This window comes from Nonomuraea sp. B208 (genome assembly GCF_057536035.1).
On the sequence record NZ_BAAJOU010000010.1, the window covers coordinates 685,514 to 699,458 of the forward strand.

General features: G+C 73.4%; 15 protein-coding genes. 8 read left to right on the plus strand and 7 right to left on the minus strand.

The window, feature by feature from the left end:
- Nucleotides 1-122 precede the first annotated feature (122 nt).
- From AC27IY_RS08480 to AC27IY_RS08505, 6 genes are all read left to right on the plus strand, one after another.
- Complete coding sequence (locus tag AC27IY_RS08480) at nt 123-1,673, plus strand: NsdA family TPR-like regulatory protein (RefSeq protein ID WP_449958098.1); 1,551 nt, start codon at nt 123-125, stop codon at nt 1,671-1,673.
- On the plus strand, nt 1,670-2,173 hold the full coding sequence (locus AC27IY_RS08485) for a GNAT family N-acetyltransferase (protein ID WP_344207094.1): 504 nt from the start codon (nt 1,670-1,672) through the stop codon (nt 2,171-2,173). Before AC27IY_RS08480 ends, AC27IY_RS08485 begins: the two co-directional genes overlap by 4 nt.
- Before the next feature lie 264 nt (nt 2,174-2,437).
- Nucleotides 2,438-3,736: a DMT family transporter gene (locus AC27IY_RS08490; RefSeq protein WP_487177610.1), complete on the plus strand. Its 1,299-nt coding sequence runs from the start codon at nt 2,438-2,440 to the stop codon at nt 3,734-3,736.
- A gap of 201 nt (nt 3,737-3,937) precedes the next feature.
- On the plus strand, nt 3,938-5,641 hold the full coding sequence (locus AC27IY_RS08495; protein ID WP_487177611.1) for a tetratricopeptide repeat protein: 1,704 nt from the start codon (nt 3,938-3,940) through the stop codon (nt 5,639-5,641).
- A 71-nt stretch (nt 5,642-5,712) separates the two neighbouring features.
- Entirely contained in the window at nt 5,713-6,678 is a 966-nt protein-coding gene (locus tag AC27IY_RS08500; protein ID WP_423474759.1) for a YbgA family protein, read from the plus strand.
- A gap of 13 nt (nt 6,679-6,691) precedes the next feature.
- On the plus strand, nt 6,692-7,132 hold the full coding sequence (locus AC27IY_RS08505; RefSeq protein WP_449958106.1) for an NUDIX domain-containing protein: 441 nt from the start codon (nt 6,692-6,694) through the stop codon (nt 7,130-7,132).
- Here AC27IY_RS08505 and AC27IY_RS08510 read toward each other — a convergent pair.
- Complete coding sequence (locus AC27IY_RS08510; RefSeq protein WP_423474756.1) at nt 7,119-7,916, minus strand: hypothetical protein; 798 nt, start codon at nt 7,914-7,916, stop codon at nt 7,119-7,121. The genes AC27IY_RS08505 and AC27IY_RS08510 overlap by 14 nt on opposite strands.
- 17 nt (nt 7,917-7,933) lie before the next feature.
- Nucleotides 7,934-8,560 carry a TetR/AcrR family transcriptional regulator gene (locus AC27IY_RS08515; RefSeq protein WP_487177612.1) on the minus strand — a complete coding sequence of 209 codons (627 nt, stop codon included), beginning with the start codon at nt 8,558-8,560 and terminating at the stop codon, nt 7,934-7,936.
- Between the two features lie 80 nt (nt 8,561-8,640).
- On the opposite strand from AC27IY_RS08515, the gene AC27IY_RS08520 reads away from it, so the two are divergent.
- Nucleotides 8,641-9,567, plus strand: a complete 927-nt coding sequence (locus AC27IY_RS08520) for a zinc-binding dehydrogenase (protein WP_423445648.1) — start codon at nt 8,641-8,643, stop codon at nt 9,565-9,567.
- A 105-nt stretch (nt 9,568-9,672) separates the two neighbouring features.
- Here AC27IY_RS08520 and AC27IY_RS08525 read toward each other — a convergent pair whose 3' ends face one another.
- From AC27IY_RS08525 to AC27IY_RS08535, 3 genes are read right to left on the minus strand one after another with little or no spacing between them, the layout of a single operon-like run.
- Entirely contained in the window at nt 9,673-10,125 is a 453-nt protein-coding gene (locus tag AC27IY_RS08525) for a hypothetical protein (RefSeq protein ID WP_487177613.1), read from the minus strand.
- A 39-nt stretch (nt 10,126-10,164) separates the two neighbouring features.
- Nucleotides 10,165-10,800: a DUF47 domain-containing protein gene (locus tag AC27IY_RS08530; RefSeq protein ID WP_344207103.1), complete on the minus strand. Its 636-nt coding sequence runs from the start codon at nt 10,798-10,800 to the stop codon at nt 10,165-10,167.
- The gene (locus tag AC27IY_RS08535) at nt 10,797-11,744 is read right to left on the minus strand and encodes an inorganic phosphate transporter (protein WP_364460473.1); all 948 of its coding nucleotides are present in this window, start codon (nt 11,742-11,744) and stop codon (nt 10,797-10,799) included. Before AC27IY_RS08535 ends, AC27IY_RS08530 begins: the two co-directional genes overlap by 4 nt.
- A 187-nt stretch (nt 11,745-11,931) precedes the next feature.
- Here AC27IY_RS08535 and purU point away from each other — a divergent pair, with 187 nt between their 5' ends.
- Nucleotides 11,932-12,786, plus strand: coding sequence for a formyltetrahydrofolate deformylase (gene purU / locus AC27IY_RS08540; RefSeq protein ID WP_487177614.1), 855 nt, complete (start codon nt 11,932-11,934; stop codon nt 12,784-12,786).
- Between the two features lie 13 nt (nt 12,787-12,799).
- Here purU and AC27IY_RS08545 read toward each other — a convergent pair whose 3' ends face one another.
- Together AC27IY_RS08545 and AC27IY_RS08550 are read right to left on the minus strand one after the other, a co-directional pair.
- Nucleotides 12,800-13,147 carry a VOC family protein gene (locus tag AC27IY_RS08545; RefSeq protein ID WP_344207106.1) on the minus strand — a complete coding sequence of 116 codons (348 nt, stop codon included), beginning with the start codon at nt 13,145-13,147 and terminating at the stop codon, nt 12,800-12,802.
- 4 nt (nt 13,148-13,151) lie between these two features.
- The gene (locus tag AC27IY_RS08550) at nt 13,152-13,943 is read right to left on the minus strand and encodes a helix-turn-helix domain-containing protein (protein ID WP_344207107.1); all 792 of its coding nucleotides are present in this window, start codon (nt 13,941-13,943) and stop codon (nt 13,152-13,154) included.
- Nucleotides 13,944-13,945 lie beyond the last annotated feature (2 nt).

Here is a 13,945-nt window from a genome sequence, read left to right on the forward strand (position 1 = left end):
GTCGCGGAGCGTTTCCTTCCAGTCTTCGTTGCTTCATAGTCATGGGTAGGCGCGCTGCGACTTGATGACTACGATCAGTCATCAGTTGCGGACCGGTCGAGACTTGCGGGAGAGGGGCCGGGATGTCCGGCAGGCAGCACAGGGAGACGGAGATCGCGCGGCGGATCCGGGCCAAGGGCCTCGCCGCGGGGCGCACTTCCGCCCAGATAGCCGACGAGATCCACGAAGCATGCGCGTCGCAGTTCAGCACGAGCCGGATCAAGGCGCATCGCCTGGCGCACGGCATCGCGCTGGCCGACGTGATCGAGCAGGTCAGGGCCCTGTTCGATCGAGATCAGAAACCAGCGCCGGGCATCGGCGAGACGCTGCTGTCCGCGTACGAGAGCGGGCTCAAACGCCCGGGGCCCGAATACCTCCACTATCTCTGCACGGTCTACCGAGTGGAGCCCTCCTCGCTCGGCTTCGACGCGCCGTGCATCTGCGGGCACGGTCACCGCATGCCCGGCACCGTCAGCGGCGAGAACATCCCCCGCCCCCTGACGCTGGCCGAGCGCGACCTGGTGCTCCACCCGATGGTGATCGACCCGGAGACGGAGGAGGACGAGAACATCCTCCGCCGCACTCTGTTAAACCTGCTCAACACCGACACGAACCTCTCGGAGCAGCTCGACGGCCCCGTGCTCGGCGCGTGCGAGGGCATCAGGCGCCGCATGGACGAGACGCTCGTGTCGGCCACCGTCTCCGCCCAGATGCTCGACCAGTGGGAGGAGGCGACGGCCAGCTTCGGCCGCCAATACACCACGACGGCCCCGCTGCGGCTGCTGTGCGACGTGCTCCTGGAGCTGAGCGCGGTCCGTACGGCGATGTCCAGGCGCCAGCCCATCGACCTGACGGATCGGCTGTGCCGGATGGCCGCCCAGCTCTCCGGGCTGAGCGGCATGATCCTCATCAACCTCGGCGACCACCGCCTGGCCCGCGCGTTCTTCCGCACCGGGCGGGTGGCGGCCGACGAGACCGGCGACCGCGCGCTGCGGGCCTGGATCTGCGCCCGCGAGTCCCTCGTCCCCCTCTACTTCGGCGACGCCCGCGAGGCGCTGCACCTCGCGAAGAAGAGCCGCGACCTGGCCGGCAACACCCCGTGTGTCGCCCAGGCCATGGCCCCGGTCGTCGAGGCCAGGGCGCTGGCCATGATGTCGGGCATCGACAGCAAGAAGGAGGTCGTCGACCAGGCCAAGCGGGCGCTCGCCCGGGCCAGGAACGCCTTCAGCCACATGCAGGAGGAGGACAAGGAAGACCTCGCCTTCGGCTACACCGAGAAGCAGCTCTACTTCTACCAGGGCGACGTGCTCACCAAGCTCGGCCAGACGCTGGAGGCCGAGGTGGTGCTCGACCAGGCGCTCAGCGCCTACGAGGACCACATCCTCGACCAGACGCTGATCCGGCTGGACCAGGCGCAGTGCCGGCTGATCGACGGCGACGTCGCCGAGGCGGTGTCCGTCGCGACCAAGGCGCTCCACCTGGTGGGCAACGAATACCTGACCGACTTCATCGTGCGCCCGGCCACGGCGCTGGAGCAGCTGATCGTGGCGCAGGACCCGCACGCGCCCGGTCTCGAGGAGTTCCGCGCCGCGCTGCGGCGCCCGAGGGCACAGATGAAAGGGGGCGGTGCGTGAAGCTGACCATCAGGCGCTATCGCTGGTCCGATCTCGACACCATTCTCACGCTGCACCAGATATGCCTCGCCCAGGTGGGCCTGTTCCCCGGCGACGGCGTCTACTACGACGACGACTTCCCCCGCATCCAGGATCTCTACCTGGCCTGCGGCGGTGACTTCCTCGTCGGGGAGACCGGCGGGCGGGTCATCGCGATGGGCGGGCTGAGACCCGTCGACACCGTGACGGCCGAGGTCTGCCGGTTGCGCGTCCATCCCGAGTTCCAGCGGCGCGGCTTCGGCGCGGCCATGCTGCGCGCGCTCGAACAGCGCGCGGCGGAGCTCGGGTTCCGCAGCGTCAGAGGCGACACCACACTCAACCAGGGCGCGGCGCTGTCGCTCTACCGGCGCCAGGGCTGGCGCGAGCTGTCCAGGGAGCGCGTGGGCGACCTGACCGTCGTCTACGGAGAGAAGCGCCTGGCGCCTCCCGCGGTTCTCGACGCGGCGTCCGGCGCGCTCTAGCCCGGCCCCTCGCGTTTCCCCCTCCCGAGGCCATCCCCCTCCGGCCTCGTTCGGCGTGACCGTTCCGCCGATCCTCCCTGTTGTGGACAGGGCGCGCCATTCCCGTGAAGCGGGATAAGTGAGGAGATGGGGCGACCCCCGGTGCGTGCGAGGTAGGGATGTACGAACCCGCGGGTGAGTGTCTTCACTCCAAGTGGTAGAGGAACCTGCCCGGCTCGCTGGCTGTACATCCGCGGCTGCGAATAGTAGTGAGATGCTTCTGTCATGGCAGGTGTGCCCGCTCCCCGACCCCTCCTGGGAGCCGTGCTTCTGTTGTTCGTCAGCGCCGCTTGGGGGTCGGCGTTCCCGCTGATGAAAGACCTCATCCACCGGTTACCGGTCGAGGACCTCCTCGCCGAGCGCTATCTGCTCGCGGCGCTGACGCTCCTGCTGATCCGGCCGCGCTGCCTTCGGGGGCTGCCGCGCGAGACGTGGATCAACGGGGTCGTCCTGGGGATCATGTTCGGCATCGGGCAGACCGCGCAGGCCGTGGCGCTGCACGGGCTGCCGTCGGCGGTGTCGGGGTTCGCCGTGGGGTGCAGCGTGGTGATCACGCCCATCCTGGCGCTCCTCATCCACAAGGCCCGGGTGCAGACCCGCATCTGGTACGGCGTCGTCTTCGCGCTCGCCGGGATGACCGCGTTCACGCTGATGCGCGGCGTCGAGGAGCACGAGATCTCGCTGATCGCGCTCGCGGCCACCCTCGCCGCGGCGGCGCTCTACTCCGGCCACACGCTCATGCTCGGGCACATCTCCAAGCAGCGGGCCTTCCAGCCGTACGCGCTGACCGCGATCCAGCTCGCCACCATCGGGCTGACCACGGGCCTCGCCGGCGCAAGGGACGGCATCACGCTCCCTTCGAGCGCGCCCGACTGGCTGCTGCTCGCGCACCTGTCGGTGGTGTCGTGCGCGCTGGGGTTCCTCGCCCGCTCGTACGGCCAGGCGCACGTGCCGGCCATCCCGAGCGCCGTCCTCATGTCGTCGCAGCCCGTCTTCGTGGCCCTCATCGCGGTGATCTGGTTCCACGAGCAGCTCGGCTGGAGCATGGTGGTGGGCGGCGGGCTCATGGCGGCCGCGATGCTGCTCGCCGTCCCCGCGCGGGCCACACCGGACAAGCGGGCCGTCGCGCCGGACGAACGGGCCGCCCCGCCCGAGAAGGAGCGGGTGCCGGACCGACGCGAGCTTCTCGACCTGTCCCGCAGGGCCGCGAAGGTGCTGAAGGACCTCCGCGTCAAGCGCGAGGAGCCGGCGGCTCCCTGCGCCGGGCCGACCCCGATCATCGCCAAGAGCGCCTGCGTGGACACCGCCTCCTGCCCCTGGCACACCCGCTCGCTGAAGGGCGGCGGCGAGCCCAGCCTCGAACGCCTCATCGAGCGCGCCACCATCATCGTGCGCGCCAGGAACCTGCCCGGCCCCGGCTGCTGCCGATCGGTCACGCTCCTGGGCCGCTGCCTGTGCGAGTTGATGGAGGAATCCGAGCGCAAGCGCATGGAGTCGATGCCCCGGTGGTTCGGCACCAAATAGGTTAGGGAAACCAGTCAAAAGGCAACTACTTCTTATCCCCGGCCCTCCGGCTTATCCACCGCGAACCTTGATATGCGTAGTGATGCCCTCCTGATAGGGCACCACCCCCGCGCGAGTGGAGAGGCACGTCATGAAACGCATCGTCGTCCGCAAGCCTGGCCCCAAGAGGCTCGCCGGGACCTCCAGCGTCATCCACAAGGGGTGACCGGGTCCCACCTCAAGGTCGAGGGCGCACCGCCCGAGAGCTGGCAGGCCGCGCGGCTGCTGATGCCGATGATCGACGCGCACCGGCGGCCACGCGGCCCCTACACCGTCGCGGCGGCGCTGCTGCGCAGGCTGGTGCCCGAGACCCTCGAACGCTCGGCGGAGCTGGTGGCGGCCCACGACATCGAGATCCGGGCGGCGGCGCCCGAGCTGGCCGAGCTGGTCCCGGCCCGGCGGGTGACGATCGACGCCGGGCTGAGCGACGACGAGCGCATCCTCGTCCCCGCGCCGCGCCGCACGCTGCGGCTGGCCAACGGCCTCGCCGAGTTCGTCCGCGACGCCGTGCCGCCGGGACGGGCGCTGGCCGTGTGCAACCTCGCCGAGGCCGACCCCACCGATCTCGAACTGCTCGACGTGCTGGCCCGCCGCGTACCGCCCGGCACGCTCACCCTCCTGCTCTGCACCGGCGGCCCCGAGCCGCCGCCCGACACGCGGGACGCCGCCGCGCTCTGGGCCGTCGTGGACCGCTCCATGCGCGAGGGCTTCCTGCACGCCGTCGCCGAGCTGGGGGAGCGCGGCCTCGCCAGGACCGAGCCCGGCGGGACCTCGTGGTGGGGCTTCGCGCAGCGCACCGCGACCGCGCTCGGCGGGCTCGGCCGCACCGCCGAGGCACGGGCGCTCTGGGACCGGGTGCGCGAGGTCAGCCAGGACCCGAAGATGCACGCGGCGGCGGCGTACGGCACCGCCATGCTGGACGCCCGCCACCCCGACCCGGCCCGGCGCGACCTCGGCCGCGCCCGGCGCTGGATCAACCTGGCCATCGCCGTCTCCTCCCTCCTGCCCGACCCCGCCGAACGGGCCTTCAAGCTCGGCTTCGACCGCAACGGCCTGGCCCTGGTCGAGCTGCGCGGGCAGCGGCCCGAGGCCGCGCTGGCGCTGGTGGAGTCGGCCGTCGAGCTGGCCCGCGAGCTGGGGGAGCGGCATCCGCTGCACCGCATGGTGCTGCTGGCCAACCGGGCCCAGCTGCTCGCCGCGCTCGGCCGCGACAAGGAGGCCTTGGACGACTACGGGGCCGCCATCGCCCTCGACCCCGCCTTCCCCGACCACTACCTGGAGCGCGGCAACCTGCTGCTCAGGCTCGGCCGGCACGAGGAGGCGCTGGCCGACTACGAGCAGGCCATGCGGGCGGGTCCGCCGCTGCCGGAGGCGTACTACAACCGGGCCGAGCTGCGCGTGACGCGCGGCGACACCGAGGGCGCGCTCGCCGACCTGGCCCGGGTCATCGAGCTCGACCCGGCTCACCTGGACGCCTCCATCAACCGGGCCGGGCTGCTGGCCGCCCTGGGGCGCGACGAGGAGGCCGCGGCCGAGGTGGCCGCCGGGCTCGCCCGCGCGCCCGGCAACCCGCACCTGCTGACCGTGCTGGGGCAGCTGGAGACGTCGGCGGGCCGGTTCGACGCGGCCGCGGCGGCGCTGGACGAGGCCGTGTCGGCCGCGCCCGACCTGGCCGCGGCGTGGGGGAACCGGGGGGTGCTGCGGTACGCGACCGGCGACGTCGAAGGCGCGATCGAGGACCTGAGCCGGGCCATCGACCTCCAGCCCCAGCCCGACCTGTACGGCAACCGCGCCGTCGCGCTGCGCGCCCTGGGCCGCACGGAGGAAGCCGAGGCCGACGAGCGGCGCGCGGGCGCCTTCTCCTGAGTCGGGCGGCCTTGCGACTGATCTCCCCGGCCTTGGTTGCCCGCGCTCCCCTGGCGGGATTGGATGGAAGGATGATCACGGGCAGGCCGGACGCGAGACCGCTGGTGGCGGTGTCGAGCTGCCTGCTGGGCGAGCTGGTCAGATACAACGGCGGCCACAGCCGCGACCGCTTCCTCACCGACGCGCTCGACCCGTACGTCGACTGGATCCGCATCTGCCCCGAGATGGAGGCGGGCCTCGGCACGCCCCGCGAGACCCTGCGGCTGGAGGCCGCCGACGACGGCCCCCGGCTGAGGACCCGCGCCACCCACGTCGACCTGACCGACCGGATGCGCGCGCTCGCCGCCGAGCGGGCCGCCGCGCTCGACGTCGACGGGTACGTCTTCAAGGCCAAGAGCCCCACCTGCGGCATCCACGGCGTGCCCGTCTACCGCGCCGACGGGACGCCAGCCGACCGGCGCAACAGGGGCCTGTTCGCCGAGACGGTCATCGCGGCCCATCCGCTGCTGCCGGTCGAGGACGAAGGCCGCCTGCACGACGCGCTGCTGCGCGAGAGCTTCGTGGAGCGCGTGTTCGCGCACGCCCGGCTGCGGGCGCTGCTCGCCGGCGACTGGCGGCCCCGCGACCTGGTCGCCTTCCACGCCCGGCACAAGATGCAGCTCCTCGCCCACGACCCGCTCCGCTACCGGCAGGCCGGGCGGGTGGTCGCCGAGGCGGGCGTCCGGCCGCACGAGGAGGTGGCCGCCGCCTACGCCGCGCTCTTCCGCGAGGCGCTGGCGAGCAAGGCCACGCTGGGCAGGAACGTCAACGTGCTGCAGCACGCCATGGGCATGCTCGCCCTCGACCCGACCCGGCGCGCCGACCTGGCCGAGGTGATCGAGTCCTACCGGGCCGGCGTGGTGCCGCTGAGCGTCCCGACGACGCTGCTGCGCCACCACGCGCGGGGCGAGGCGGCCGAATACGTCCGCGACCAGACCTACTTCTCGCCCTACCCGGACGACCTGCGGCTCCGTAACCACGTGCCGGCTCTCGGATAGCTAGCCTCGGGGGATGGAGCACGTGAGCGCCCGTCCCGCCGCCCGCGTCGTCTGCCTCGACCGCGACGACCGGGTGTTGCTGTTGCACTGGTACGACCGCGTCGCCCGGGCCGACCTGTGGGAGCCGCCCGGGGGCGGCATCGACCCGGGAGAGACGGCGTTCGACGCCGCCCGCCGCGAGCTCACCGAGGAGACCGGGCTGCCCGGCTCGGCGGTGCTCGACCGGCACGTCGTGGTGGCCCGCGACTACGCCTGGCTGGGCGTCCGCTACGTCAAGGACGAGTCGTTCTACCTCGCCAGGTTCCCCGGGGCCCGGCCGGTCGTCAGGCCGGACGGGCTGACGGAGGAGGAGCGGGAGGCGTACCTCGGATACGTGTGGGCCGAGGAGCTGCCCGCGGCGGGGCTGGAGCCGCCGGGCCTGGCGGAGGTCGTCCGCCGGCTCACGGACCAGTAGGCCGCCGGGGCTTCGCGCCGCCCAGCTCGGTCAGCGTCGTCGCCATCAGCCCGCGCAGCAGCGCGCCGGACAGCTGGTCGTGCACCTGCTCCACCGGCAGGCCCTTGCCCACCCGCTGCCGGTAGTCCTCGCGGGCGGCGGCGTCGGGGAAGGGCAGCGCGGTCATGCCGACGACGACGCTCACCCGGGTGCCGCCGCGCGGCAGCAGGGCGACCGCGTGGGTGCGCAGGCAGGTCTCGTCGGGGGCGCCGTACCAGCCGCACTTGACGGCCGCCTCGGCCGAGCCGAGCGCCTCCCGGACCCCGAACGTCTGCTCGCCCTCCACCTGCCGCATCCACTCCAGCACGTCGGCGGCCACCGGGTCGCCGGCCGCCGCGGACTGGGCGAGCACCGCGTACGCGGTCGCGACCTCCTCGGCGGCGACCTCGACCGAGCCGAAGCGCGAGGGGTCGCCGTTGGGCGGGGTCCAGGACACGCCCGTGCGCTCGCGGAGGTCGTCGAGGATGACGCCGGGCCCGACGCCGAGCCACAGGTTGAGCGTGTCGGCGTTGGAGGAGACCACGACCGCGGGCTCGGCGTGCCGGCGCCAGCGCTCCCGGTCGGGGATGCGGTCCGCGGCCACCCACGCGTAGAGGGGTTTCAGCAGCGACGCGCAGCGCAGCCGGGTGAAGCCGGCGCACGCGGACACCGTGCGGGGCGGCGGCCCTCCGTAGCCGCGCCGGATCCCGGCGGCCTGGGCCGCGGCGCTATGGTCAAGGTCGTCGAGCAGGTCGTTGAACGCCACGCACCCCACCGTAGACCCTACGGGCGCTCTCCCCAGCGGCCTTCGTACCACTCCGCGCCCGGCGGATCGCCGGGCAGCGGGGTGCGGCCGGGGGCGCGCAGGCCGTCGAGCGCTATGGCGAGCAGCCGCCGCTTGACGTGCTCCTGCGCGGGGTCGGGCGGGCCGGGCGCGGGGCGGCTGAACTGCTCGATGAGCAGTGAGAGGTCGAGGGCGGTCACGTCCCGCCTGAGCACGCCGGCCGCGTGCGCCCGCCCGACGAGCCGCCCGGCCAGCTCGGTGGCCCGGCGCGAGGCGCGCCACATCTCGGGGGTGACCTCGATGGTGCCCGCGACGGGGGCGAGCGCGCCGGAGCGCAGGTCCACGCATTGCCGTACGTATCCCTCCAGGCCGGACCACGGGTCGTCGTCGGCGAGGGCCGTCTCGGCGGCCTCGGCGACGCGCTCCATGGCGATGAGGCACAGCCGCTGGAGCAGCTCCTCCTTGGTGCGGTAGCGGCGGTAGAGGCTGCCCATGCCCACGCCCGCCTGTCGGGCGATGGCCGAGACCGGCGCGTCGAACCCCTGCGTCGTGAACACCTCGTGCGCCGCCCGCAGCAGCCGCAGATCGTTGCGCGCCGCCTCGGCCTGCCTGCCGCGTCCGGACATGGTGACCACGATAGTCGCGGAGCGGTACGCTCCGATATAGATTCCGGAGCGAATCGCTCCGATACTGGAAGGGCTGGGACATGCGCGCGGTGGTCCTGAGGCGGTACGGCGGACCGGAGGAACTGGTCGCCGAGGAGGTGCCGGACCCGGTCGCCGGGCCGGGGCAGGTGCTGGTGCGGGTCGCGGTGGCGGGCGTGACGTTCGTGGAGACGCAGGTGCGCGCCGACCGGGGCCCGCGGCGGGCCGAGCTGCCCGCCGTCCTCGGCAACGGGGTGGCGGGCACCGTGCTGGCGGTGGGGGAGGACGTGGACCCGGCGCTGACCGGCACGCTCGTCGTCACCACGCTCGGCGGCCAGGGCGGCTACGCGGAGCTGGCGGTGGCCGGCGCCGCGGACGTCATCCCCGTTCCTGAGGGGCTGTCGCCCGAGCACGCCGTCGCGCTGCTGGCCGACGGGCGCACCGCGCTCGGCCTGGCACGCGCCGCCGCCCCTGCGCCGGGGGAGTGGGTGCTGGTGGAGGCGGCGGGCGGCGGAGTGGGCAGCCTGCTCGTGCAGCTCGCGAGCGCCGCCGGGGCGCGCGTGGTCGCGGCGGCCGGCTCCGCCGCCAAGCGCGAGCTGGCCGCGAGCCTGGGGGCCGAGCTGACCGTCGACTACACGCGGCCGGGCTGGGCCGGCGAGGTGCGCGCCGCGACGGGCGGGCTCGACCTCGTCTTCGACGGCGTCGGCGGCGACATCGGCGCGGCGGCGCAGGGGCTGCTGAAGGACGGCGGGCGGATCAGCGTGTACGGCATGGCGGGCGGCCCCATGACCACCCCCGACCCGCGCGTCAAGGCCGTCGCCTGGCCGGACACGGACCTGCGCGAGCTGTCACGGGCGGCGCTGGCCGAGGCCGCGGCCGGGCGCCTCCGGCCGGTGATCGGCGCGGTCGTCCCCCTGGAGTCCGCCGCCTCCGCCCACGCGGCCATCGAGGCCAGGACGGTCGTCGGCAAGACCCTGCTGGTCCCCTGAAGGCCGCCCCAAGAGGCGGTTTCTGAGGTAGGACCTTCAAAGGGCCGTGGAGGAGCCATCGGCGGGCTGCGGACGGGGACGTCAGCGGGCTTTGGGCGCGGGCCGTCAGAGGGGTGACCTGGCCAGGGTCAGGGCCAGGGCGAGTGGCGGCAGCGCGACCAGCGTCAGCGCCGCCGCCACCCGCCACCCCAGGTGGACCCGCGACTCGGTCACGAACGCCGCCACGATCCCCGCCCCCGCGAACGCCGCCCCCGCCGCCGCCAAGTCCGCCCACTGCGACGTCCACGACGGCAGCGCCTCCCCGGCCAGCCGGAACACCACCAGCGCCCCGGCGGCCACCAGCGCCACCCGCCGCGCGGGCCGTACGTCCACCCGCTCCAGCACCCGTACGGCCCCGGCCAGCAGCACCAGGCTGATCACCACGAGCAGCCCGACCGACGGCGCGAGGCACCCCCAGTCCGCGCAGCCCACGCCGAGCCAGGCGACGCGGACGGTGGCCCACCACAGCACCCCGAGGACGGCGCACACCGCGGCCGCCCGCCCCATTCGCCCCGCCATGACCTCCATGTTCTCATCCAGGGCCGGCGGGGGAGCCGGTCAGCGCTTCATGGCGCCGTCCGCGATGGCGTCCGCCGCCTCGCCGATCGCCACCCCGACGATCTCCAGCCGCCGCACCAGCTCCCGCTCCTTCATCTTCTCCGGGGTCAGCTCGTCGCCCGAGAAGATGCGCGAGATCTCGTACTGGTACATGCGCCGGATCGCCCCGCCCGCCTTCTTCGCCTCCAGCGCGTCCACCTCGACCGCCGACGGGCTCGCGGCCAGGTCGCGTACGGCCTGCTCCAGGGCGTCGATGCCGACGATCACCTGGTCGAGCATGGGCGTGAAGCGGATCTGCTCCGGCACCCGGTACAGATGGGACTCGCGCACGAAGTCCCGCAGCGAGTCCAGCACGTCGTCGATCGAGCGCGACAGCCGGAACAGGTCCTCCCTGTCGATCGGAGTGACGAGGGCGGACTGGAGCTCGTCCACGAGGCGGGCCCGCTCCTCGTCGCCCAGGTGCTCGATGGAGCGCATCCGCTCGTGCGCCCCGGTGCGCCCGACCTCGCCGCCGATCATGGCCATGGCCAGCCAGGCCCCCTCCTTGGTGGCTTCAAGCTGGCCGAGCAGCGCTTCGGTCACCCCGGCGTCCATGCGCCCGGAGATGAGATCCCTGATCCACCGCAGCCGCTTCACAACGCTCTCAGTCCTTTCACCGCCAGGGCCAGGACCCAGCCCGCCAGCGCGCTGGCCGGCAGGGTCAGCAGCCAGGCCGTCGCGATCTTCAACGCCGCGTACCAGCGCACCCGGCCGCTGCCCTGCGCGACGCCCGCGCCGATCAGGCCGCCCGCGATGGCCTGGGTCATGCTCACCGGCATCCCGGCCGCCGCGCAGCCGATGACCGCCAGCCCCGACGCCAGCTCGGCGGCGACGCCGTGCGGGGGCCTGGAGACGATGATCTCCCGGCTCAGCGTGCGGCCCGCCCTCGGCAACCCGTAGAGGACGCCGATCCCGAAGAGCACGGCCACCAGCGCCGTGTACGGGGCCGGCGCGTCACGGAAGCCGATGGCGATCATGAAGAGCGCGAGCATCTTCTGGGCGTCGTTGGCGGCGTACGCGACGGTCTGCAGCAGGAAGCCCAGCCGGTGCCACCGCCCGAGCCCCCGCGAGCCCGTCACCAGCGCCAGCAGCCGGATCAGCACCCATGCCAGCAGCCCGCCGACGATCGGGGCGGCGACGCCGAACGCGAGCACCTGCGCCACCGTCGCCCCCGACACCGGCAGCCCCCACCCGAGGCCCGCCCCGGTGAGCCCGCCCACGACGGCGAGGGTGAGGCTGGTCGGGCGGCCCTTGACGCTGAGCGCGACGACCACGCCGAGCGCCGCGAGCACGGCCGCCGACGTCGCGATCCGCCCGCCGGGCGCGTCGAAGTGCGCCAGCCGGTCCACGAACGTCAACGCCACCTGGTAGGACAGCAGCGGCACGACCGCCACCATGAGGATCAGCCCGAGGATGCCGACCGCCGGCCGCACCGTGGGCAGCTTGAGCCCGGTGGCGAGCAGCGCGCCGCCGTCGTTGATCCCGGACACGATCGCGAACAGGGCGGCGACCACGACCAGGACGACGGCGTCCAAAGGCACGCGCTCCACCCCCGTCGGCTCAGGACGATGAGGCGGGACCCGGCCGAGTTACCCAAATCGTCCGCAATGCCGGATAACTACCCCATATTTGATCGCCCAGCGTGTCCCCGGCGACCGTCCTCACGCCGGTACGCTCGACGTGACGCCCGATCCACGTCCCCACGACACTAAGCGCGAGAGTGACCGCATGACCAGCCCAGCCGAATACATCCTGACGCTCTCCTGCCCCGACCGCCCCGGCGTCGTGGCCGCCGTCTCCGGCCTGCTCGCCCGCCACGGGTGCAACATCATCGAGAGCCAGCAGTTCGGCGACCGGAAGGCGGAGCGCTTCTTCATGCGCGTGCAGTTCGCCGGGGGGCCGGCCGAGGACGACATCAGGGCGGCCTTCGCCGCGCTCGCCCCCGACTTCGCCATGGAGTTCACGGTCCGGGACGTCGCGCGCAAGCCGCGCGTGCTCATCATGGTCAGCAAGTTCGACCACTGCCTCAACGACCTGCTCTACCGGGTCAAGGCGCGGACGCTCGACATCGACGTGGTCGCCGTCGTCTCCAACCACCCCGACCTGCGCCCGCTCACGCAGTCGCACGGCATCGACTACCACCACCTGCCGGTCACCCCGGACACCAAGCCCCGGCAGGAGGCCGAGGTGCTGGCGCTGGTCGAGCACTACCAGGTCGACCTCGTGGTGCTGGCCCGCTACATGCAGGTGCTCTCCCAGGACCTCTGCGAGAAGCTTGCCGGGCGGGCGATCAACATCCACCACTCGTTCCTGCCGTCGTTCAAGGGCGCCAAGCCCTACCACCAGGCGCACGACCGCGGCGTCAAGCTGATCGGCGCCACCGCCCACTACGTGACCTCCGACCTCGACGAGGGGCCGATCATCGAGCAGGAGGTGGCCAGGGTCAACCACAGCCACTCGCCCGAGGACCTCGCGGCCATCGGGCGCGACGTCGAGTGCGTGACGCTGGCGCGGGCCGTCAAGTGGCACGCCGAGCAGCGGGTGCTGCTCGACGGCCACAAGACGGTGGTCTTCCCGCGCTGAGCCCGCGTGGGGGTCAGGGCCGGTAGGTCCCGAACCACCAGGTGTTGCCCTCGGGGTCGGCGCAGCCGTACTCCCTGGACCCGTACGGCTGGTCCACCAGCGCCATGGTGACCCGGGCCCCCGCCGCCACCGCGCGGTCGTGGTGGGCGTCCACGTCGTCCACCGCGACGTAGATCCCCGGCCCGCCGGGCCGGCCCTGGCCGAGCATGATGATGTCGTCGCCTGCCAGCACTTCGACGTGGTAGACCACGCCCTCGTCGTTCTTGGACACCTCGTGCGCCCGGAATCCGAACGCCTCCGTCAGGAAGTCGAGCGCCGCCCCGCAGTCCTGGTAGCGGGCGAGCGCGTACACGGTTCGCATGCGCTCAGGATGCCGCGCGGCCGCCCCGGGGTCTTGGAGAAATCTGACCGGGCGTGACGCCGCCGAGCGCCCGGAACTCCCTGTTCAGGTGCGCCTGGTCGGAGAAGCCGCACTCGGCGGCCACCAGCGCGGGCGCCGCGCCCGAGCGCAGCAGCCGCGCCGCCCTGCCGAACCTGATCACCCGGGCCGCCCTCTTCGGCGGCAGCCCCACCTGGTCCTGGAACCGCGCCACCAGATGCCGATGGCTCCAGCCGAGCGCGGCGGCGAGCTCGGGCGCGCGGACCCGCCCGCCCGACTCCAGCAGCCGCGCCCACGCCCACGGCACCTCCGGCCCCACCTCGGGCCCCTGCCGGAGGCGGGCCAGCAGCAGCCGGTCGGCCAGCGCCAGCCGCTCCCGCCAGGACGGCGTGGCGGCCAGCCGCTCCACGACCGTCTCCGCCCACGACCCCAGCAGCTCGCCGGCCGGCAGGACGCGGTTGGTCAGGTGACGCATCGGCAGCCCGTGCAGCCGCCGGGCGCCGAACGGCGTGAGGAACACCTGCACGCCCTCCGTCGGCCCCGCCGTGCGGGTGACGGTGAACCGGTCGCCCAGCCCGCCCGCGAACGCCGTGAGCCGCTGCCCGTCCACCTCCATCGGCGTGCCGAAGGCGAGGATGAGCACGGCCCCGGGCATCGCCGGCTCCGCCCGCGTCACCGGCGCTCCGTGGCGCTCGCGGTAGGCGGTCAGGCGGGTGACGTAGGGGCGCAGGGCAGCGCTGGGGACGGCCTCGACCATGGCCAGCCCCAGCGCGCTCACCT